The 20230-nt window shown below is 67.8% G+C and carries 17 protein-coding genes; 4 read left to right on the top strand and 13 right to left on the bottom strand.

Features of this window, described 5'->3' with window-relative positions:
* Positions 1–43 precede the first annotated feature (43 nt).
* The 3 genes from LFT45_RS09285 to LFT45_RS09295 are packed head-to-tail and all read left to right on the top strand — an operon-like array spanning position 44 to position 3282.
* The gene (locus LFT45_RS09285) at positions 44–865 is read left to right on the top strand and encodes an ECF transporter S component (RefSeq protein WP_236808051.1); all 822 of its coding nucleotides are present in this window, start codon (positions 44–46) and stop codon (positions 863–865) included.
* Positions 866–904: 39 nt separating this feature from the next.
* Complete coding sequence (locus tag LFT45_RS09290; RefSeq protein WP_236808052.1) at positions 905–1690, top strand: energy-coupling factor transporter transmembrane component T family protein; 786 nt, start codon at positions 905–907, stop codon at positions 1688–1690.
* On the top strand, positions 1690–3282 hold the full coding sequence (locus tag LFT45_RS09295) for an ATP-binding cassette domain-containing protein (protein ID WP_236808053.1): 1593 nt from the start codon (positions 1690–1692) through the stop codon (positions 3280–3282). Before LFT45_RS09290 ends, LFT45_RS09295 begins: the two co-directional genes overlap by 1 nt.
* An 82-nt stretch (positions 3283–3364) precedes the next feature.
* Here LFT45_RS09295 and LFT45_RS09300 read toward each other — a convergent pair whose 3' ends face one another.
* From LFT45_RS09300 to LFT45_RS09355, 12 genes are all read right to left on the bottom strand, one after another.
* The gene (locus LFT45_RS09300) at positions 3365–5548 is read right to left on the bottom strand and encodes a 3-hydroxyacyl-CoA dehydrogenase NAD-binding domain-containing protein (RefSeq protein ID WP_236808054.1); all 2184 of its coding nucleotides are present in this window, start codon (positions 5546–5548) and stop codon (positions 3365–3367) included.
* 190 nt (positions 5549–5738) lie between these two features.
* Positions 5739–7481 (bottom strand): HNH endonuclease signature motif containing protein, encoded by a 1743-nt coding sequence (locus LFT45_RS09305; RefSeq protein ID WP_236808055.1) that lies wholly within the window; start codon positions 7479–7481, stop codon positions 5739–5741.
* 462 nt (positions 7482–7943) lie between these two features.
* Entirely contained in the window at positions 7944–9275 is a 1332-nt protein-coding gene (locus LFT45_RS09310) for an HRDC domain-containing protein (RefSeq protein WP_236808056.1), read from the bottom strand.
* 179 nt (positions 9276–9454) lie between these two features.
* Positions 9455–10825 carry an iron uptake transporter deferrochelatase/peroxidase subunit gene (gene efeB, locus LFT45_RS09315; RefSeq protein ID WP_442863613.1) on the bottom strand — a complete coding sequence of 457 codons (1371 nt, stop codon included), beginning with the start codon at positions 10823–10825 and terminating at the stop codon, positions 9455–9457.
* The gene (gene efeO / locus LFT45_RS09320; RefSeq protein ID WP_236808057.1) at positions 10822–12018 is read right to left on the bottom strand and encodes an iron uptake system protein EfeO; all 1197 of its coding nucleotides are present in this window, start codon (positions 12016–12018) and stop codon (positions 10822–10824) included. The genes efeB and efeO overlap by 4 nt, the downstream gene beginning before the upstream one ends.
* A gap of 92 nt (positions 12019–12110) precedes the next feature.
* Positions 12111–12962 (bottom strand): iron uptake transporter permease EfeU, encoded by an 852-nt coding sequence (gene efeU / locus LFT45_RS09325; protein ID WP_236808058.1) that lies wholly within the window; start codon positions 12960–12962, stop codon positions 12111–12113.
* A gap of 147 nt (positions 12963–13109) precedes the next feature.
* The gene (locus LFT45_RS09330; RefSeq protein WP_236809236.1) at positions 13110–13799 is read right to left on the bottom strand and encodes a DUF3000 domain-containing protein; all 690 of its coding nucleotides are present in this window, start codon (positions 13797–13799) and stop codon (positions 13110–13112) included.
* 68 nt (positions 13800–13867) lie between these two features.
* Positions 13868–14980, bottom strand: coding sequence for a threonine aldolase family protein (locus tag LFT45_RS09335; RefSeq protein ID WP_236809238.1), 1113 nt, complete (start codon positions 14978–14980; stop codon positions 13868–13870).
* 21 nt (positions 14981–15001) lie between these two features.
* A complete protein-coding gene (locus tag LFT45_RS09340) occupies positions 15002–15823 on the bottom strand; it encodes an SDR family oxidoreductase (RefSeq protein ID WP_236808059.1) in 822 nt (273 codons plus the stop codon).
* Positions 15820–17223 (bottom strand): DUF6421 family protein, encoded by a 1404-nt coding sequence (locus LFT45_RS09345; protein WP_236808060.1) that lies wholly within the window; start codon positions 17221–17223, stop codon positions 15820–15822. The genes LFT45_RS09340 and LFT45_RS09345 overlap by 4 nt, the downstream gene beginning before the upstream one ends.
* Before the next feature lie 145 nt (positions 17224–17368).
* Positions 17369–17827, bottom strand: a complete 459-nt coding sequence (gene msrB / locus LFT45_RS09350; RefSeq protein ID WP_236808061.1) for a peptide-methionine (R)-S-oxide reductase MsrB — start codon at positions 17825–17827, stop codon at positions 17369–17371.
* 14 nt (positions 17828–17841) lie between these two features.
* A complete protein-coding gene (locus LFT45_RS09355; RefSeq protein WP_236808062.1) occupies positions 17842–18333 on the bottom strand; it encodes a hypothetical protein in 492 nt (163 codons plus the stop codon).
* Positions 18334–18503: 170 nt separating this feature from the next.
* Here LFT45_RS09355 and LFT45_RS09360 point away from each other — a divergent pair, with 170 nt between their 5' ends.
* Positions 18504–19727, top strand: a complete 1224-nt coding sequence (locus tag LFT45_RS09360) for an alpha/beta hydrolase family protein (RefSeq protein WP_236808063.1) — start codon at positions 18504–18506, stop codon at positions 19725–19727.
* Here LFT45_RS09360 and ybaK read toward each other — a convergent pair.
* Positions 19724–20227, bottom strand: coding sequence for a Cys-tRNA(Pro) deacylase (ybaK, locus tag LFT45_RS09365; RefSeq protein ID WP_236808064.1), 504 nt, complete (start codon positions 20225–20227; stop codon positions 19724–19726). The two genes, LFT45_RS09360 and ybaK, sit on opposite strands and share 4 nt — an antisense overlap.
* Between the last annotated feature and the right edge of the window lie 3 nt (positions 20228–20230).

Here is a 20230-nt window from a genome sequence, read left to right on the forward strand (position 1 = left end):
CCCGCGGGTGCCGGACCCGCCGTTTTCAGCCTAAGGATCCTCCATGTCACAGCAGTCGCTTACGCTTCCTCCCACGGACCGGAAAGCCGTCCGCCGCCGGAGGCTCCTCGAACTGCTCGGCGCCGCTGCCATCGCCACCACCTTCATCTTTCTGGTCCTCACCCAGCCGGCCGACATTGCGGGCGGGCTCGGCAGCGTTTCCTCGCTCGTCGCGCTGGGAGGCTTCCTTCTTGGCGCCCTGCTGCTGATCATTGGCGTGCTCCCCACCCTGCCCACATCCACCGTGGTGCTCATTCCGGTGGCCCTTGTCCTGAACATCGTGCTGGGGCAGCTCATGGGCACCAGCGGCCTGCCGTTCTACCTCGATTCCACCGGCACGGTGCTCATCGCCGTCCTGGCCGGACCTGCGGCCGGCGCCGCCACCGGTGCCCTGAGCAGCATCGTGTGGTCGTTCTTCAACCCGACGGTCCTGCCCTTCGCGGCCGGCGCCGCGCTGATCGGCTTCCTGGCCGGCGCGGCCGCCCGGTACGGGCTGTTCCGCCGGTTCTACCTGGCCCCGGTTTCCGGCTTCGTCACCGGCATCGTCGCCGGAGTGGTATCCGCGCCGATCGCCGCCTTCGTCTTCGGCGGCACCTCAGGGGCCGGCACCGGTGCGATCGTCAGCGCCTTCCGTGCCATGGGCGACACGCTGCTGGCCGCCATCACCAAGCAGGCGCTGATCTCGGATCCCATGGACAAGGCCATCGTCTTCGCCATCGCCGCCATGCTGGTCTACGCCCTGCCGCGGCGCACCACGTTCCAGTTCCCGTTTGTCCGCCGCTTCCGCGTCCTGGCCGGCAAGGAGCCGGCCGCGCGGAATTCCTGAGCGCTCCCGGATTCCTGACCACTGCGTATTCCTGACCAGGTGGCCGCACGCCTCAACCCGCTGACCACGATGACGGCCGCCGTCGCCGTCCTTGTTATTACGACGGCGGCCTCCAGTTGGGCGGTATCCCTCACCGTGGCAGTCGGGGCGGTGCTGCTTTCCGCCGCCGCGGGCATCGTGCGGCGGGTTCTGCTGGCCGCGGCCGCCATCGTTGTGCCGTTCTGGCTTTCGCTGCTGGTGATCCACGGCCTTTTCTTCCCGGAGGGGCGCACCGTGCTGGCCAGCTGGGGCCCGGCCCGGATCACGGCCGAGGGGCTGTCCTTTGCCCTGGAAATGGGGCTCCGCACGGCAGCCTTCGTCCTGGTGCTGATGGTGTTTTCCTTCAGCGTCAGGATCCCCGAGCTGGTTGCCGCCCTGGCTGCCCGCCGTGTTCCGCCGCAGGTCGGGTATGTGCTGGCCTCCACGCTACTTCTTGCCCCGCTGGTGGCGGCACGGCTGGGCAAGGTCCGGCAGGCGCAGGAGTCACGCGGACTAGTGGTGGGACGGGGGATCGGCAGCCGGGTTGCGGCCATCCGGCTGCAGATGGTTCCGCTGGTGCTGGGCCTGGTCCACGACGCCGGCATCCGGGCCCAGGCACTCGACGCGAGGGGGTTCCGGAGTACGGGTCCCCGGACCAGCTATACGGAGGTCCGCGATTCAGCCGCCCAGGGGACCTTCCGCGTTTTCGCGCTCCTGCTCGCGGTGGTGGCGGTGGGTTGGCGGATCGCTGAATCGCTACCGGCCGGGTCACTGTCAGCCTTCTCTCAGTTCGTCGGTGGCGCGTGATGAGCGCGGACAGGGCTGCCGCAACCACGCTGCTGGCCTCCGTCGCCTCATTTTCGTACCACGGCGATCCCGGCCCCGCGCTTCGCGCGGTGGAGCTGGCCGCCGCGCCCGGCACTCTGACAGCCGTGCTGGGCGGATCCGGCAGCGGCAAATCCACGTTGGGACGGCTCCTGGGTGCCTGGCTGCTCGGCGGCCGGGACGGAACGCTGGCCGGAAGCCTGCAGCTGGAGGTGGCCGGGCATGCGGCAGGCAGCGGTCCGCTGCGCTTTAGCGGAACGCCCGACGACCCCCGGATCGATGCGGGGGTGTGGGCGCGGCACGTCGGCTACGTCCCGCAGGACGCTGCCTCCATGCTGTCGGCCGTCCGCGGAACCGTGGAGGAGGAGCTCGCCTTCAGCCTGGAGAACCGCGGAGTTCCCTGCGCCGAGATGGTGCGCACCGTGGCCGACATAGCCCGCCGGACGGGACTCGAGGGGCTCCTCCAGCGGGATCCCGCAACGCTGTCCGGCGGCGAGCTCCGCCGTTTGGCCGTGGGCTGCGCCGTGGTGGACGGTCCCGGCGTCCTGATCCTCGACGAGCCGCTCGAGTCCCTGGACCAGGCCGGGATCCGGACCGTTGTGGAGCTGGTCCATGCCGAGTTGGCCCGGGGGACCGCCATTGTGGTGCTGAGCCAGCACGCCGACGCGCTGACCCGCGCGGCGGAGCGCTGGCTGGTGCTGCAGGACGGGCAGGAGACGGCAGCGGGACCACCGGCCCGGATCCTGCAGGGAGGTGAGCTGGCTAAATCCGGGGTCGTGGTTACTTCCATGGAGCAGCATCCGGATCCGACGCCGGTGCCTCCTGTCGTGGAGACGTGTCCCGTAGCGGAGGCTGCTGCCGGCGCCACTGCGGTTAGAACTAAAGCGGCTTTGGAGTTGGCAGGTGTGGCCTTCGGGTTCGGGGGACGGTTCCGCAGCCCGTCTATGGAGGACGGCCTGCTTTTGGAGGACAGCCTGCTTTTGCAGGACGTGGACCTGCAGGTGATGCCCGGGGAAATCGTAGCCATTACCGGGCCCAACGGTGCCGGCAAGTCCACGTTGCTCCGGCTCCTCAACGGCCTGCACCGGCCGCTTCGCGGTGACGTCCGCGTGGCGGACGAGTCCATTGCCGGTGTTTCCACAGGGCTGGTGGCCCGCCGCTTGGGGCTCCTCTTCCAGCACCCGCACGACCAGCTGTTCGAGCGCACCGTGCTGCGGGAAGTGCTGTTCGGCCTGGACCGTCTCTTCGGTTCCGAGGCGCCGGCACGGGCCCGGGCAGCCCTGGCCGCCGTCGGCCTTGGGGATAGCGGAAACTCCCACCCCCATGAGCTGCATGCGTCAGGCCAGCGGCTGCTAGCCCTTGCCACAGTCCTGGCGCGTGAACCGTCGGTGCTCGCGCTTGATGAACCCACGGTGGCCCTGGACGCCCATGGCCTGGAGCGGCTCACGGCCGCCGTGTCAGCGGCAGCCGGCCGCGGCGCCGCCGTCGTGATGGTCACGCACGACCTCAGGTTCGCCGCGACGCACGCCCACCGGCTGCTCAGGCTGGAGGGCGGCCGGCTCCGGCAGCTCTGACCGCGCCTCCAGCCGCCGACGCCATTCAGGGTGGTGGACGGACGCCCCAACGATTGAAGCAGCCCCTGTCAGGCGATGCCAGTCAGGAACGTGATGCCACTCCCGGCGGCAGGAAGCGCCTGCCGTTGACGCGCTCCGAGGCTCCCACCCTGTCGAGGTAGGGGGTGATTCCGCCCAGGAACATCGGCCAGCCAGCGCCCAGGATCATGCACAGGTCGATGTCCTGGGGCCCCGCCACCACGCCCTCCTCGAGCATCAGCCCGATCTCCTCGGCCAGGGCGTCCTGGGTCCGGCGCAGAACTTCCTCTGCGGTTGACGGAATGCTGCCGAAGGACATCAGGGCAGAGGTGGCGGGCGGAATCTCCTGCTTGCCGTCCGGTGCCGTGGACCACAGGGATCTGACCTTGTTGTCGACCAGTTTCTGCAGGTTCTGCGAGACCGGGAAGCGGTCGCCGAAGGCCGCATGCAGGGATTCCTGTACGTGCTGGGCAACCGGCAACCCCACCATGGCGAGGAGGGTGAACGGCGTCATGGGGAGGCCCATGGGGCGCAGCGCGGCATCCGCAACGTCGGCTGGGGTACCTTCGTCGAAGGCGGCTGTGACTTCGCCCATGAGCCGCAGCAGGATGCGGTTGACCACGAATGCGGGGGCGTCCTTGACCAGGACGGCGGTCTTTTTCAGGCCCCTGGCGAGTTCGAAGGCGGTGGCGAGCACGGCGTCATCGGTCTTCGGTGCCCGGACAATTTCGAGCAGCGGCATGACGGCCACGGGATTGAAGAAGTGGAAGCCCACGAGACGTTCGGGATACCGCAGGTCTGCGGCCATGGCTGTCACGGACAGTGATGACGTGTTCGTGGCGAGGATGCACTCCGGTGAGACGATGGCCTCGAGCTCGGCAAACACCTGCTTCTTGACGTTCAGTTCCTCGAACACCGCCTCAATGACGAAGTCGGCGTCCGCGAACGGTGCCTTGGAAACGGACCCTGTCACGAGCGCCTTGGCGTGCGTGGCGGCGTCGGCGCTCAGCCGGCCCTTTGCCACCAGCTTGTCCACTTCTTGGTGGACGTAGCCAACGCCCTTGTCCACCCGCTCCTGGTCGATGTCGGTCAGGACCACGGGCACGCCGAGTTGGCGCGCGAACAGCAGGGCAAGCTGGCTGGCCATGAGGCCGGCTCCCACCACGCCGATCTTCGTGACGGGCCGGGCGAGCTCGCGGCCGGGAGCGCCTGCGGGCCGCTTGGCCCGCTTCTGCACGAGGTCCAGGAAAGCGTAGACGGTGGCACGGAACTCGTCGGTCTGCATGAGGCCGGCAAGCGTTTCGCATTCGAGCGCGGCGGACTCCGCCTGGCTCATGGTGCGGTTCGCCGCCATGATGTTCAGCACCTCGGCGGGTGCCGGGGACGCATTGGATGTCTTGGCTTCGACGTAGGCGCGGCCGGCGGCCACGGCGTCCGCCCAACGGGCGGCAACAGCAGGGTCGGTGGGATCGACAGCGGCGCGCCGTTCCGGTGCTACGCCGGAACCTCCGGTGCCCGAACCTGCGGCGTCGGCGACAACGCGCGCTGCCCAGGCGACGGACTGCTCAAGGAAATCTTCCGCCTCGAACAGCGCATCGGCGATGCCGAGGTTGAAGGCTTCGGGACCGGACAACGTGCGGTTGTTGTTCAGCGGGTTCTCGATCATCACCTTCACCGCGTTCTCGGGCCCGATCAGCCGCGGCAGAAGGTACACGCCGCCCCACCCGGGCACCAGCCCCAGGAAGGCCTCCGGAAGTGCCAGCGCCCCGGCGCCCGTGGACACCGTGCGGTAGGTGGACTGCAGGGCGATCTCAAGTCCGCCGCCGAGGGCGACGCCGTTGATGAAGGCGAAGCTGGGAACGCCGAGGTTGGCCAGTGTGGAGTAGACCTTATGGCCTAGTTGCGCCATCCATAGACCGTGCTCGCGCTCCTGTAGCTTCGTGACCGCTGACAGATCTGCCCCGGCAACGAAGAAGTTCGGCTTGCCTGTCACGGCTACCGCCGCAATCTCGCCCGCGGCCGCCCGCTCGCGCAGCCCTTCGAGGACGGTGCCCAGTTCAACGAGGGTATTGGGGCCAAGTGTCGTGGGCTTCGAAGAGCCCAGCCCGTTGTCCAGGGTGATCAGCGCCAGGACGCCCGGGCTGGTGTGGCCCTCTGTGGCCGGGAGCTCGATGTCCTGCACGGAGGAATGAGTGACCGCCTCATCAGGGAAGAGATCGGCAAGCTTGCGGAAATCTGCGGCGCTCATTCTGTGGCTCCTCATTGAGACGGGCGTGCGGTCGGTGACCCCGGATTGCTGGACAGCAGCACCAGCGGGGACCGGGCACCGGTGAACCCAACGTTACTCGTGAGTAATATCGGCTGCAACCGGCGCCGAGCCGTCTAAAGCGCCGCGGGGCTTGCCTGATGGCCGCCACGCTGCTGAGGCGGGTGGCTTCTTAGGCTGCTGTGGATGATGACCAGTAAGGCCAGGGATCCGCTGGCAGCGGCGGTTCAGGGCCGTCGAGAGTCAGCAGGCTCTCAATATCGTCAAGGTCTTCGGGGAGTTCCGACGCATCAAGCCAGTCCGGTGGTATAGGCCAGTCTTCGCCGAGCGGCCGTTCGGGCCAATCCTGTCTGGGTGGCAGTTCCTGCAAGTCTTGGATTGATGGTGGTTCTGGCCACGTGGGTGGTTCCCAGTCCTGGTATTCGGCGGCATAGGACCTTCCCATGGGTGAAATCCAGCCCGGCGGGGCGTCTCGGGTGGCGCCGACCGGTCTCCACGCCGTGGCGTGTTTCAGGCGGTGGTGTTTCGGGCATGGCTGACCAAGATTCGCGACGCCGGTGCCCCCGCCGTCGGCCCAGGCGAGGATGTGGTCGGCGTCGTTGTCGAGGGAGTGGTTATCGCAGTTGGGGAATGTGCACTTGGCGTCGCGGAGCCGCAGCCATTGGCGCATGGGTTTGGTGAGCCGGTAGCTGGTGCGGCCGATCTCCAACGGTGCCCCGTCCCGCGGATCAACAAGCACCCGCAGGAACGACGTTGCGCCGTCGGCAACCAGCCGCCGGGCCATCGACGGCGGGATAGGGCCATGCCCGTCCAGGTTGGCCGGCTCATCGGACAGGCCGAGCAGCGAAAACACCGGAACCGTGACTAGGACCTGCGCCTTCGGGGACGGCACGCCACCGATGGGGGCGGACCCGGACGGCACCCCGCCGACCGGCATCCCGCCGACCGGCACCTCACCGGCCAGGCCGCCACCGGCTAGCACCTCACCGGCCAGCGCAGGGTCAGCGAACAGGGCTCCTGCGGGCAGGGACCCCGCTGGAATGAGTCCTGCAGCCTGGTCCTCGGATCCGCCGGCAACCCGCGGACCTGGGTCGAGCAACCAGCCGGCGAAGGCGTCGACGCGGAGCTGGGTCAGGGTCCGGGTTTCGGTCGGGCCCTGCATTGTGCGGGCGGCGGCTGTGGCCCCGTTCCAGATCCCCGCGGCCTGGTCCGCGGGCAGATAGGCCGAGAACCAGGCCATGCCGTCCCGGTCCGGGACGTACTCCAGCCGCCGGTCCTTCACACACTTGCGGTGGCGTTTTTCGATGCTGACCGGATGATGCCGCTCCCGCCAATACCGCGCCTTTGCCCGGAACCTCGCCGGCGTCAGCTCCCCCGCCGGGCAACCCCGCGCATACCCCGGCGCTTCAGGGTCCAGGAAATGCGCCTCAAACGCCGCCGCAGCCACCGGATCCAACCCCTCGGTCTCATCGCACATGATCCGCGCATGCTGCCACGACATTGTTCCGCCCTGCAATGCTGCCAGCGTCAACGGCCGGTCCCTGACCAGCATGTCCGACTCAACCAGCAACCGCTTCGCCGCGCTCTCACTCACCGTCAGCGCACCAGCAACCTCAGCCCGCAACGACATCCGCCGGACAGTGCGGTCCTGCACGGACGCACCAGGCGGAGTCATGGCCTCCTCCGCCGAGGAAAAGCCGGCGACCAAGTCCGCCTTCACGGCCGCCAGACGCGCCTCCATCCTGGCCACCCCTGACAGCCCGTCCAGGCACAGGTCCGCCTGATCCCGTACGGGATCAGCCTCATCGGGCAGCGGAGCCGGACCCGTTTCAGCCGCCTGACGGAGCTCAGCAGCCAGCGCAAGAGCGGAGGCACCGATGGCCTCCAACATCCCTGCAACTGCCGGGTTATCCATACCCACAGCATGACAGGGGGCCGTGACATTTAAGGGTGGAAAGTGCACCGCACGCGGACCGAACCGAAAAGTTTTGTTAACCCCGCCCAGAACCAAAACCCGGTAGCAGCACAGGGCGTTCCCAGCTCTCAGAATGCCCTGAGCGGCTACCCAATTGGAAAATTAGGTGAGCGAAAAGCCTAAACCGCGGCCAGCACCGCCGTCGTACGCTGCGCAATCGTCCCTGCCTTGATAATTGGGATACCGGGTCCCGGGATCATGGCGGCGGGGCAAACCGTGTCCCGGCCGTTCAGACCACTGGATGGCGCGCAGGATCTTAGGCAGAATGAATCCAGCGGGCGGAACGACCCCGTTGTCGCACCTAAGGGTGCTGACCTGAACACGCCGCTTGACGGCCATTGGTGGCGTTCCGCCCGCCCACTAATGCCCGCCCGCCCATCACAGCGTTGTTCGGGCAGTCTCCTACGCGGACGCTTCCTTTGGCTCCCTTGCTTCCTTCGGCGGAAGCGGCTGCGGGTTGAGGAATGCCCTGGTGATCAGCGGCGCCACCAGGCCGACCTGCCACTGCCGGGCACCCAGCCCGCGCAGTTCTTCGGCGATGGCGGCCTCGGTGATGTCCTCCGGCGGCCGCCACGCGACGCGACGAAGGTAGTCCGGAGTCAGCAGGTTTTCGAGCGGGAGCTTGAGTTCATCCGCCTTCTCCTGCAGCAGTGGCCTGGCGGTCTGCAGTCTCTCCGCCGCGGGAAGGTCGCGGTCGGCCCAGACCCGCGGCGGCGGCGGGGCGTTGGTGGGCAGGTGGAGCGGGGGGAGGTCTTCGAGCGCCCGGGCCGCAGCGATGCACCGCAGCCAGCGGGGCGCTTCCCGCTGGGCAGCCCTGCCGTGGAATCCCTTGGTGCCGAGCAGCTGCGGTACCGTCGTCGGCATCGCCTTGGCTGCGGCGACGAGGGCAGAGTCGGGGATGAGGCGTCCCGGGGCGACATCGCGCTTTTGGGCCAGGGCGTCGCGTTCCAGCCACAGTTCCCGAACCGCGGCCAGCTGGCGGCGGTCCCTGATCTGGTGGAGTCCCGACGTCTTGCGCCAGGGGTCAACCCTGGGTGCTGCGAGCCCGGCAGACAGGATCGCGGCGAACTCCTGTTCGGCGTATTCGAGTTTTCCGTCCGCTTCGAGCAGTTCGATAAGTTCCTCGCGCAGTTCCGTCAGGACTTCGACGTCGAGCGCGGCGTACCGGAGCCACGGCTCTGGCAGGGGCCGGGTGGACCAGTCGGCTGCCGAGTGTTCCTTGGCGAGTCCGAAACCGAGCAGCTGCTCGATCACGGCAGCGAGGCCAACGCGGGGAAGGCCTGCCAGGCGCGCTGCAAGTTCAGTGTCGAAAAGCTTGTCCGGCCACATGCCCAGCTCGGACAGGCAGGGCAGGTCCTGGCTGGCGGCGTGCAGGATCCATTCGACGCCCCGCAGGGCATCGTTGATGATGCGCAGGTCCCCGAATGGCTCGGGGTCGATCAGCCATGTTCCGGAACCTTCCCGGCGGATCTGGACGAGGAACGCCCGCTGCCCATAGCGGAAGCCCGAGGCCCGTTCTGCATCGACACCGGCCGGGCCCGTGCCCGCGGCTATCGCGGCGGCGCAGCGTTCCAGCCCCGCCTGGGTTTCGATGACCAGGGGGACGCCGTCGCGGGGCGAATCGAGATCGATGACAACGGGGACCAGGCTGTCGAAGCCTTCCACCGTTATATGGGGTGTGTTTTCAGCAGCCGGAGCGCCAGCTGTGGTGTTATCCGAATTTTGAGCGGTCATGATGTCCCTAGTTTACCGGCAGCCGGCCCAAGGGACGTTCGGTCGGCCCGCGCCGTCGTCGAAAACGACGGCGGCGCGGGGCAAATGCCTTAACGCTCATGCCGAGCGCAGGCAAAGGGAGCCCAAGTGAAGGGCGCCCAGACGCAGAGGCCCAGAGGGAGAGCCTCAGACGCAGAGGCTCAGGTGAAGAGGCCTTCCCCGATGAAGCCGCCCTGCTTGACGCCAGGCGGCACGGCGAAGAGACCGGAACCAGTGTGTTTGAGGTATTCCAGGGCCAGGACGTCCTCCTTGGCCATGGTCATCTGCATGGGCACGTAGTGCGTCCGCGGGTCCTTGACGAAGGCAATGAAGAACAGCCCGCCGTCGAGGTGGCCCAGTCCGTCCGAGCCGTCCGTGTAGTTGTACCCCCGGCGGAGCATCCGCACGCCGTCGTTCTGGTCTGCGTGGGCCAGCCGGACGTGGGACTCCATGCCAATGAGCGGTTCGCCGTCGTTACCTTTGATGGCAAAGTCGGGGGCGGTGAACTCCTTGCCGCCCGACAGCGGTGCACCTTCTCCTTTGGTCCGGCCAATCAAGCCTTCCTGTTCGCGGAGCGAGGTGCGGTCCCAGATCTCGATGTGCATCCGGATGCGCCGCGCCACCAGGTAGCTGCCGCCCTCCATCCAGGCTTCGCCTGTACGGGACCCGGCGCCGGCCCACACATGCTCGTCGAGCAAGGCGGTGTCCTCGGCCTTGAGGTTGTTGGTCCCGTCCTTGAAACCGAAGAGGTTGCGGGGCGTCTGCTGCGCCCGCGACGTCGACGAGGTGCGGCCGAATCCCAGCTGGGACCAGCGGACACGGACCTTGCCGAAGCCGATGCGCGCCAGATTCCGGATGGCATGCACGGCCACCTGGGGGTCGTCGGCGCATGCCTGCACCACGATGTCGCCGCCCGTACGGCCCGGCTCCAGGGCGTCGCCGGGGAAGTGTGGCAGATCGATGAGGGCGTCGGGCCGCTTTCCGTCCAGGCCGAAGCGGGCCTTGCCGTCCTTCTCGAACAGGGAAGGGCCAAAGCCAAACGTGAGGGTGAGCCGGCCGGCGTCGAGGTCCAGGGCTTCCCCGGTGTCCTCGGGCGGCGCGTCATACGGGCCATCGACGGCGCCAGTGGCTCCGGTGGTCTGGCCGGAGGCCATGGCATCCGCGGCAGCCGTCCAGTCCTTGAGGAGTTCGACGAGCGCCGCACGGTCATCGGTGGTGACGTCGAAGGCCGCCATGTGCAGGCGGTCCTGCGCAGCCGTGGTGATCCCCGCCTGCCGGTCGCCGAAGAAGGGGACGACGGAATCGTTGGCGGCCGGGGGCGCTGCAACGGCCGCCAGGGTGTCGTGGCCGAGCAGGCCGGCGGCGATGCCCGCCACCGCTCCCGCGCCGCCCACGCCCGCCAGTCCCAAAAGTCCGCGGCGGGACATGCGGCGGTTTTCGCCGTGGGAGGTCTCCGACGGCGATGCTTCGGAACCGTTGGGTTGGGGCGTGGCAGGCGGCTGCTGGTCGCCGCCGAAGGGGCAGCCGCTCACAGCACCACTGCCGCAGTGAGCTTGGACAGCGGCTCGCCGAGAGCGTCCACCAGGGAGCTGAGCTTCTGGACCTCGTCCTTGCCCAGCTCGTTGTAGTAGGCGAAGCCGTCGCCCTTGGCGTGCTTCTTCAACTCAGCCTGCAGGGCACTGAACTTGGCGTCGAGGTCCTTGGCCAAGGCAGCGTCCTTCTGCTGCAGGACCGGCTTGAGGTTTTCAAACGCGATCCGCGCGCCGTCCACGTTGGCCTGGAAGTCCCAGAGATCGGTGTGCGACCAGATCTCTTCCTCCCCGGTGACCTTGCCGCGGGCCACCTCATCCAGCAGTTCCTTGGCGCCGTTGCCGAGCTTGTCCGCGCTGAGCTCCACGGTTCGGGTGCGCGTGCTGAGTTCGGCCGTGTCGGCCACCAGCTGCTTGGCGAGTGCGCCACGTTCAGCTGCGGTCAGCGCCTTATATCCGGCCGGCGGGAACAGGTCCTTCTCGGCACGGTGCCAGCCGGTCCACTTCTGCCCCGGTTCGAGGTCCGCCTCACGGGCGTCGAGCTTGGGATCGAGGTCTCCGAAGGATTCGGCCACGGGCTCGATCCGTTCCCAGTGCATGCGGGTGGCAGCGTACAGGCTCTTGGCTTTGGCGGCGTCGCCCGCCGCGTACGCGGTGGCGAATTCCTTGGTTCCGGCTACCAGCTGCTCGGTCTGGTCCTTGACGTAGGCCGCGTACTGGCTGACTCCGGTGTCCACGAGCTTCTGGAGGTCGGCATCCACGGTGGCCTGCTTGCCGGAGTCCTTGACGGTGAAGTCCGCACGGATGCCGTCACCCTTCATCCCCGGCTTGCAGGCGGTGATGTATTTGCCCGCGGGCGCGGTGAGCACCAGGTTACGGGTGATTCCCGGGCCGATATTCTCCACTTCGGCGACGATCCGCAGGCCGTCTTCGGCGAGCACGTAGAACTCGGTGACCTCGGCGCCGTCGTTCTTCACGGCGAAGGTGAGGTTTCCGCTCGGGGCTTCCGCAGCGGAGACCTTGCACTCGGCATCGGTACTGGTCACCTGGATGGGCCCGTCGGTGGTGCCGGACGCGTTGGCACCGGCGTTGTCGGTGCAGGATGAGAGGGCCAGCGGGAGGATTGCGGTGGCTGCCACGACGGCGAGGCGGGCACCGACAGTCCGGCGGGTTTGAGGCGAAGAGAAGCCGGGCATGTGAATTCCTTGGGGTGTTGGGGATGCAGCGGGGTGTTGAGTATGCAGCGCGATGTTGGGTGCAGCGTTTGGTTGGCGGCAGGCGCTGCCGGTCAGGAGGCGACGGCGGCAGTTGCGGCAGGGGCTTCCGCTCGCCGTAGCGGCGGGCGGAAGTTGGCGCGGAGGTAGAAGAACATGACTGGGATGGTGTACAGGACGCAGGCGGCCGCTTCCAGCCAGGTGGTGGCGGGAGAGAAGTTCAGGGTCCCCTTCAGCAGGGTGCCGTACCAGGACGACGGCGGGACGGCGGCTGAGACGTCGAAGGCGAGGCTGTGCAGCCCGGGCAGGATGCCGGCCTCCTGCAGGTCGTGGACGCCGTAGGCGAGGACGCCGCCGGCGATGACCACCAGGGCGACGCCGGTCCAGGTGAAGAAGCGGGACAGGTTGACCTTCAGGACGCCGCGGTGCAGGAGGTAACCGAGCCCGGCAGCGACGGCGAGGCCCACGAGGGCGCCGAACAGAGGGGTTCCGGATTCCCCGCTGGCCTGGGCTGCGGCCCACAAAAACAGCGCCGTCTCCAGGCCCTCCCGCCCGACCGCCAAAGCCGCCACAAGCACCAGGCCCCAGGCGGCGCCGTCGGCCACGCCGTCGACGCGGGAGCGCAGTTCGCTGCCGAGCGTGCGGGCGGTGCGGGCCATCCAAAAGACCATCCAGGTGACCAGTCCGACGGCAATGATGGACAGGCCGCCGCCGATCGCTTCCTGGGCTTCGAAGGTCAGGCCGCGCGGGCCGAAGGTCAGCAGGGCACCGAATCCAACGGACACAGCGACGGCGATTCCCACGCCCGCCCACAGCCGGGGAAGCAGCGCACGCCGGCCACTCTTGGTGAGGTAGGCCATCAGCAGGACGACAATGAGTGTCGCCTCGAGGCCCTCCCGGAGCCCGATGAGGAAGTTGGCTGTCATGAAAGCACCTTCTGCCGGAGGAGCCCGTCTTAGGCTCGCCTAAGCACGGGACTTTACACGGCCAGGGCCATTAGGCAAAAGAATCGTGCCGTAATTGCCGTGAAAATTACTCCACCGGTTTGGGCAGCCTTTTTTGCTGGCGGAAGCCTAGTTGCGGCGCCTGCGGGGGAGCGCGGAAACGCCCTCGGGCAGCGGCGGGAGGCCGGCGAAGGTGCATACCATGTCCGACCACGCCTCGAGGTGCGCCTGGACGTCGGCGCCGGCCGGAGTCCATGAGGCGCGAAGTTCAATGTCGATCGAGGCGGGCCGGTCCGCCAGCGTTCCGAAGCTTTCGGACAGCACGCGCGTGGCGGTGCCGCCGGCCGCGCGGTAGGGGGCGTGGTGGGTTTCGAGGGCTTCCACGAGCCATGTCCAGGCCACGGAGCCCAGCATTTCATCGTTGCCCATCTCGGCGTCGAGCTGGGCCCGGATGTAGGTGACGATCCGGAATTCGCCGTCCCACACCGCGGAGCCGTCGGGGTCGTGCAGCAGGATGAAGCGCCCGGTGGCGAGCTCCTCGCCGTCGTCGTCGGCACCAGCACCCGCGGAGGCTCCGGCGGCGGCCGACCGGGCCAGTGCCACGGCCGCCGGGCCGTGGACCGGTGAACGGTCCTGGTCGCCGCCCGACCTGCCGCCGCTGGGAACGATGACCTCGGCGCCGAGGGCCACGGCGAATGGCGCCAGCCGGGCGGGCGCCGGGATCTCGTCGAGGCGCAGTTCGCTGCGGCAGCGTGCTTTGCGGAGCGTTCCCAGCGCATACAGAAAATTCGCGGGAACCTGGGCAAGTGCATTCACAATCGCAGGGTACGCAATGGAAACCGCCAATTCCGGCAGGCTCGCCGCCTGCTCACGCAATCCCGAGCATGTTACCGCGCTGCCGCCGGTGAGGACCCGTGCCGGGAGAGTTCGTCCCTGATGGCTGCCACGAAGGCATCGACGTCCTCCTCGCTGGTGTCGAAGGAACACATCCACCGGACCTCGCGGGTGGCTTCATTCCAGTCGTAGAAGCGGAAGGACTCCCGTAGCCTGTCCGCCACGCCTGCGGGCAATACCGCAAAGACGCCGTTGGACTCCGTTTTCTGCGTGGGTTCCACGCCGTCAATGTCATCCACCGCGGCGCGCAGCCTCGCGGCCATGGCGTTTGCGTGGCGCGCCGAACGCAGCCACAGGTCACCTTCGAGCAGGGCAATGAACTGCGCGGACATGAACCGCATCTTGGAGGCCAGCTGCATGTTCATCTTGCGCAGGAAGAGCAGCCCCTGGGCGGCATCCGGGTTCAATGCCACCACCACCTCGCCGAACAGCAGCCCGTTCTTGGTTCCGCCGAACGACAGGATGTCCACGCCGGCGTCGCGCGTGAAGGCCCGCAGCGGAACGCCCAGGTGCGCCGCCGCGTTGGCCAGCCGCGCGCCGTCCATGTGCAGCTTCATGCCCTTGGCGTGGACGTGCTCCGCGATGGCCCGGACTTCATCCACCGTGTAGCAGGTGCCCAGTTCAGTGGTCTGGGTGATGGAGACGGCCAGCGGCTGGGCGCGGTGCTCGTCGCCCCAGCCCCACGCTTCGCGGTCGATGAGCTCCGGCGTCAGCTTGCCGTCCGGGGTGTGCACCTGGAGCAGCTTCATGCCGCCCACACGCTCCGGGGCGCCGTTCTCATCCATGTTGATGTGTGCCGTGGACGCGCAGACCACCGCACCCCACCGCGGGAGGAGGGACTGCAGGGACAGCACGTTGGCGCCCGTGCCGTTGAAGACCGGGAAGCATTCGATACCTGGCCCGAAATGCTCCTCCATCAGCTCCTGCAGGCGGGCCGTGTAGGCGTCTTCGCCGTAGGAGACCTGGTGCCCCTCGTTGGCGGCGGCCAACGCGGCCAGCACTTCGGGGTGCACTCCTGAGTAGTTATCCGAGGCAAAGCCGCGCACGGACGCGTCGTGCAGCCTGGACATGGTGCCACTGCCGGCAGTTTCAACCGTTGTTGTCATCTCTTTGGTCACGCTTTCAGTCTAGGTAGTTGCGGCGTTCTGCGTAGTCGCAGCACCGGCGGGCACCGGGGCCAGCAGCAGCCGCTGCCCGTTCAGCTCCGCGGCGGGCAGGCTAAAAAGTTCGACGGCGGCGGCGGCCAGCTGCTCGACGTCGGTATAGCCGGAAAACTTCCGTCCGGGCTCACTGCTTCGCATGCCGGCGTCCACCAGTGCCTTCACCACGAAAACGACGGCGGCACTGTGCTGGGTGCCGTCAGCTGGGCCGTCCTGGCCCTGGGCGCCGTGAGCAGCGTCTTCGTGCCCTTGGGCGTCCTGGCGGAAGCCTTCGGCCACTGCCATGGTCCACGCTTCAGCGGCGGCCTTGGCCGCCACGTAGCTGGCGACGACGGCGGCGGGGCTGCCGACCGCCGTCGAGGACACCATGGCAAAACGCCCGCAGGGCGAGTCCGCGAGGTCGTCGTAGAAGACCCGGGTGACGTTCCGGAGCGTCGTGACGGCGCTGCGTTCCAGGAAATCCCAGTCCTCATCGGTTTGGCTGGTGATGCCCTGCGCGCCGCGCCATCCGCCCACCAGGTGAATGACGCCGTCGACCTTTCCGGCAGTGCGCGCGAGCTCTTGCTTCAGTTCCCGCACTGCGGCGAGGTCGGCAAGGTCGCACACCAGCGGCGTGGCGCCCCCGGCGGCTTTTGCGGCCTCCTCGATGCGGGCCTTGTCCGATCCGACGGTGAACACGGTGAAGCCAGCCTCCAGCAGCGCACGGGCGGCCGCTATCCCCGAAGGTCCGCTGCCGCCTGTGACAAGCACGCGCAGTGGCCTGCCTGTGCTCACCCTGTCGGTAGTCATGCCGCAGCCGCGGCGGGGCCATCAGCCGGAAGGGCAGAATCCGAGGAGCCCGTAATGCCCGCGGTGGATTCGATGACGGGGCGCATCTTCTTTTCCAGGGCTTCATAGAACATGGACAGCGGAAACTCGTCGTCCAGGACCTGGTCGGTGAGGCCCCGCGGCGGCCCGTCGAGGGGGAGGGCGCCTGGCCCCTTGGCCCAGACGGAGGCCGGGTTCGGCGTGACTGTCCCGGAGATCAGCTCATAGGCCGCCAGCCAGTGGGCGGTCTTGGGCCGGTCGATGGAGCGCCAGTAGAGCTCCTCGATCCGGGCACCCAGCTCCACCACGACGCCGGCAACGTGTTCCCAGTCGATGGTCAGCCGGCTGTCGGTCCAGTGGAGGACGCGGTGCTGGTGCAGCCACGCGAAGAGCAGCTGGCCGCCGAGCCCGTCATAGTTGCGGATACGGCTGCCGGTGATGGCGAACCGGAAGATCCGGTCGAAAATGACGGCGTACTGCACGAGTTTGGCGTGCCGGCGTGCTTCCGGATCCGCTGCTTCGTCCTTTTCGATCTTCACGGATTCGCGGAAGGCCGTCAGGTCGCAGCGCAGCTCCTCGAGGGAGTACAGGAAGAACGGCATCCGCTGTTTGATCATGAAGGGATCGAACGGCAGGTCCCCGCGCATGTGCGTGCGGTCATGGATCAGGTCCCACATGACGAAGGTCTTTTCGGTGAGTTCCTGGTCCTCGAGGAGTTCCGCGGCTCCCGCCGGCAGCTCCAGCGAAGTGATGTCGGCCGCGGCCCGGAGGACGCGGCGGAAGCGTGCTGCTTCCCGGTCCGCGAAAATGGCACCCCAGGTGAACCGGGGCGTCGCGCGCACTCCCACCGTTTCGGGGAACAGCACAGCGGAGTTGGTGTCGTACCCGGGGGTGAAGTCGATGAACCGGATGGGCACGAACAGGCCGTTCGAGTAGTCGCCCTGTTCCAGGCCTGCAATGAAGTCGGGCCACACGACGTCGATGAGGACGGCCTCCACGAGCCGGCTGCCGCTGCCGTTCTGCGTGTACATGGGGAAGACCACCAGGTGCTGCAGGCCGTTCTCGCGGTCCGCCTGCGGCTGGAACGCGAGCAGGGAGTCCAGGAAGTCCGGGACGCCGAACCCTTCCCCGGCCCAGCGGTCAAAGTCCCGGCACAGCAGGTCCAGGTAGAGGGCGTCGTGGGGGAACGCCGGTGCCAGCGCCTCGATGGCGCTGACAAGGGCGTCGACGTGGCCCTGCGCTGCAGCATGGCTGGCCTGGTCCGGGATGGAGCCGTCCTGTACCTGCAGCTCCCGCAGGGCAATGGCCGCGGCCTTGAGGCGCTGCCATTCCGGGTGTACCGCGGTGATTCGGGCTGGTGCTGTGTGTACGGTTACGGTCATCGCTGGCCTCGCCTTTCGGGTTATCTGAGCTTCTAGGGCGAGCGTAGCAAGCGGACAGGGTTCCTAATCGATCAAAGGCGTGAGCATAAGAAACTGTAGGGCTCAGGGCTGTCGGAATAACCGCAAGGCGCAGCGCCCGGCAGTCTCAGGCCTGGGCGTCGCCGTCGGCCGGAACCAGCTTCAGTGAGATGGAGTTGATGCAGTAACGCTGGTCGGTTGGGGTCCCGTAACCCTCGCCCTCGAAGACGTGCCCGAGGTGCGAGTCGCAGTTGGCGCACCGCACCTCGATGCGCTCCATGCCCAGGGTCCGGTCGTGGATGTACCGCACCCGCTCTTCGGCCAGGGGCGCCCAGAAGGACGGCCAGCCGCAGTGCGAATCGAACTTCTCCTTGCTTGTGAAGAGCTCGGTCCCGCACGCGCGGCAGTTGTAGGCGCCGGCGGTGTGGGTGTCCCAGTACTCACCGGTGTAAGGGCGTTCCGTGCCGGCCTGGCGCAGCACGTGGTATTCCTCCGGCGTCAGTTCGCGGCGCCAGTCGTCGTCGGACCGGCCGGCAGCAGGAGTAGCGGCGGTGTTGGTGAGGTCGGATTTCTCAGGAGTGCTCATAACCGGACCAACGCTCAGGAGTCCCCGATAAATCCCGAGCCTGCATACAGATGCAGCACCGGGAGGCCCAGCTTGTCCTGTGCCCGGTTGGCCCAGTCGGTGTGGAAGGTGTCCGAGACGGCATGCGGCCTGGTGACGACCACGGCCTGGGCGGCACCAAGCTCCTTAACCTTGGCCACGAGGCCGTTGACGGCCCCGCCGGCCACTACCTCGCCTGCAACGCCGCCGCCGATGCCTTCCAGGGCCCTGACCGAGGTGGCCAGCGTGGCGTCTGCCGCGGCCCGTTCTTCCGCGGGGTCCGGGGCATGGGCCGTCAGCTCGCGGAAAGCCTTGGCAATGTCCAGCATCGAAAGGTTCTCGAGGAAGTCCACCAGCAGATGCCGTTCCGTATTGGCCGGGACCAGTACCACCAGGGGCGCGTCACCCCCGTCCACCAGGCGTTCGATGTTCACGCGGTCGTCCGCACCCAGCGGCTCTTCAGTGAGAATGACGATTGGATCGCTCATGGCATCAGCCTAGTCCCGCCCGCCAGTGCCCGCATGTATTTGGCCCGCATGCATTTCGCCAGCATGCGCGGGCCACGAATGTGCCGGACGGGGCCGGATCGGTCAAGATGGGAGGCATGGATTCCGCGCAGGCTGCTTTGACTATCCCAGCTACTACCCAGGGCAACGCGATGACCCTGAGAGCGAAGTGGACCCTCGGGGGAGTCATTGCGGGCGGCACCGCCGCTGCCCTGCTTGGCGCAGGATCATCTGCCCTGGCGCTCTACTTCGCCCGCCGCGTCCTGACCCCCACCCGCGTCCGGGCGGCGGACCAGGAAGTCCTGGCGGTCATCCGGGAGGGCAGGGAACTGCAGGTCATCCTCGCGGCCACGCCGGAGACAACCCATGACGGAACGTACAGCCTCTTCTTCGACGCCGGTGCCGGGCATGCCCGCATCGGCAGGATCCTGTCCTATTCCCCCACCGAGCGCACCGTGCTGCGCGAGGTGGAGGCGGTCTATAGCGGCAACCTGGAAACTGCAGGGCGCGCCTGGTGGGGAGGTGCCACATACCAGCATCCCTCCGACGTCGGCCTGGCGTCCGAAGACGTCGACATTGAGGTTGAGGGCGGAAGCGCCCCGGGCTGGCTGATCCCGGGTGATGCCGGCGCCGAAACCTGGGCCGTCATGGTCCATGGGCGCGGGGCAACCCGGCAGGAGTGCCTCCGTGGAGCGCGGGTGGTCCACGAACTCGGCCTGCCCAATCTCCTGGTTTCCTACCGGAACGACGGCCTGGCGCCGGCGGCCTTCGATGGCCGGTACGGGCTGGGTTCCACGGAGTGGCGGGACATCGACGCCGCCATCGCCTTCGCCCTTGCCCGCGGTGCCCGGGACGTGGTGCTTTTCGGCTGGTCCATGGGCGGGGCCATCTGCCTGCAGACGGCGGACCTCTCGGAGCACCGGCATGTCATCCGGGCCATGGTGCTGGATGCGCCGGTCATCGACTGGGTCAACGTGCTGGCCCACCACGCGGAGCTGAACCGGATCCCGTCGGCCGTTGGCCGGTACGGCCAGCTGATGATGGGGCACAAGGTGGGCCGGAGGCTCACCGGGCTCGCTGCGCCCGTGGACCTGAAATCAATGGACTGGGTGTCGCGTGCCGTTGAACTCAGGACGCCGACGCTCATCATCCACAGCGTGGACGACGAGTACGTTCCCTACCAGCCCTCGGCCCTGCTCGCGGAAAAGAACCCGGAAATGGTCACATTCGAGCCGTTCGAGGGGGCGCGGCATGCCAAGGAGTGGAATGCCGATCCGGTCCGCTGGGAAGGATTGGTCCGGGCGTGGCTGCGGCAGCAACTGGCGCCCCGCCGCAATCCCGGCCAGCCGGAACCGGTTCAGCCTGATGCCGTTTAACGTGCCTGGGAGCCCGTTCCGATCGCGGCGGTGACGGCCTTGGTGAGGCGGACAAGCTCGCGGGGATCCAGTTCGATGTCCAGTCCGCGCCGGCCGCCGGACACCAGGATCGTGTCGAGGGTGAGGGCGGTTTCGTCGATGACCGTGGGGGAGGGCTGCCGCTGTCCGAGGGGCGAAATTCCGCCCAGCACGTAGCCGGTGCGCCGTTCAGCCGCGGCCGGGTCCGCCATGGCGGCCTTCTTGCTGCCCAGCGCCGCAGCTATCGCTTTGAGGTCCAGGTTTCCGCTGACAGGAACGACGCCGACCGCCAGTTTGCCGTCGACCTCCACCATGAGCGTCTTGAAGACCCTTGCCGGATCTATCCCCAGGACCTCGGCTGCCTCCATGCCGTAACTGGCCGCGGCCGGATCGTGGCTGTACGGGTGCAGGTTAAAGGAAACGCCTGCCGCAGCCAATACGGCTGTGGCAGGCGTTCCCTGTGACGTGTTCTTGCGCGCCATCCG

It is taken from the genome of Arthrobacter sp. FW305-BF8 (genome assembly GCF_021789315.1).
In the GTDB taxonomy this organism is placed as follows: Bacteria; Actinomycetota; Actinomycetes; order Actinomycetales; family Micrococcaceae; genus Arthrobacter.

Bases quoted from the DNA above. Each gene is read 5' to 3' on its own strand.
- LFT45_RS09285 (WP_236808051.1), top strand. From the start codon at position 44: ATGTCACAGCAGTCGCTTACGCTTCCTCCCACGGACCGGAAAGCCGTC.
- LFT45_RS09295 (WP_236808053.1), top strand. From the start codon at position 1,690: ATGAGCGCGGACAGGGCTGCCGCAACCACGCTGCTGGCCTCCGTCGCC.
- LFT45_RS09300 (WP_236808054.1), bottom strand. From the start codon at position 5,548: ATGAGCGCCGCAGATTTCCGCAAGCTTGCCGATCTCTTCCCTGATGAG.
- LFT45_RS09305 (WP_236808055.1), bottom strand. From the start codon at position 7,481: ATGGATAACCCGGCAGTTGCAGGGATGTTGGAGGCCATCGGTGCCTCC.
- LFT45_RS09310 (WP_236808056.1), bottom strand. From the start codon at position 9,275: ATGACCGCTCAAAATTCGGATAACACCACAGCTGGCGCTCCGGCTGCT.
- efeO (WP_236808057.1), bottom strand. From the start codon at position 12,018: ATGCCCGGCTTCTCTTCGCCTCAAACCCGCCGGACTGTCGGTGCCCGC.
- efeU (WP_236808058.1), bottom strand. From the start codon at position 12,962: ATGACAGCCAACTTCCTCATCGGGCTCCGGGAGGGCCTCGAGGCGACA.
- LFT45_RS09335 (WP_236809238.1), bottom strand. From the start codon at position 14,980: ATGACAACAACGGTTGAAACTGCCGGCAGTGGCACCATGTCCAGGCTG.
- LFT45_RS09340 (WP_236808059.1), bottom strand. From the start codon at position 15,823: ATGACTACCGACAGGGTGAGCACAGGCAGGCCACTGCGCGTGCTTGTC.
- LFT45_RS09345 (WP_236808060.1), bottom strand. From the start codon at position 17,223: ATGACCGTAACCGTACACACAGCACCAGCCCGAATCACCGCGGTACAC.
- msrB (WP_236808061.1), bottom strand. From the start codon at position 17,827: ATGAGCACTCCTGAGAAATCCGACCTCACCAACACCGCCGCTACTCCT.
- LFT45_RS09355 (WP_236808062.1), bottom strand. From the start codon at position 18,333: ATGAGCGATCCAATCGTCATTCTCACTGAAGAGCCGCTGGGTGCGGAC.
- LFT45_RS09360 (WP_236808063.1), top strand. From the start codon at position 18,504: ATGACCCTGAGAGCGAAGTGGACCCTCGGGGGAGTCATTGCGGGCGGC.
- ybaK (WP_236808064.1), bottom strand. From the start codon at position 20,227: ATGGCGCGCAAGAACACGTCACAGGGAACGCCTGCCACAGCCGTATTG.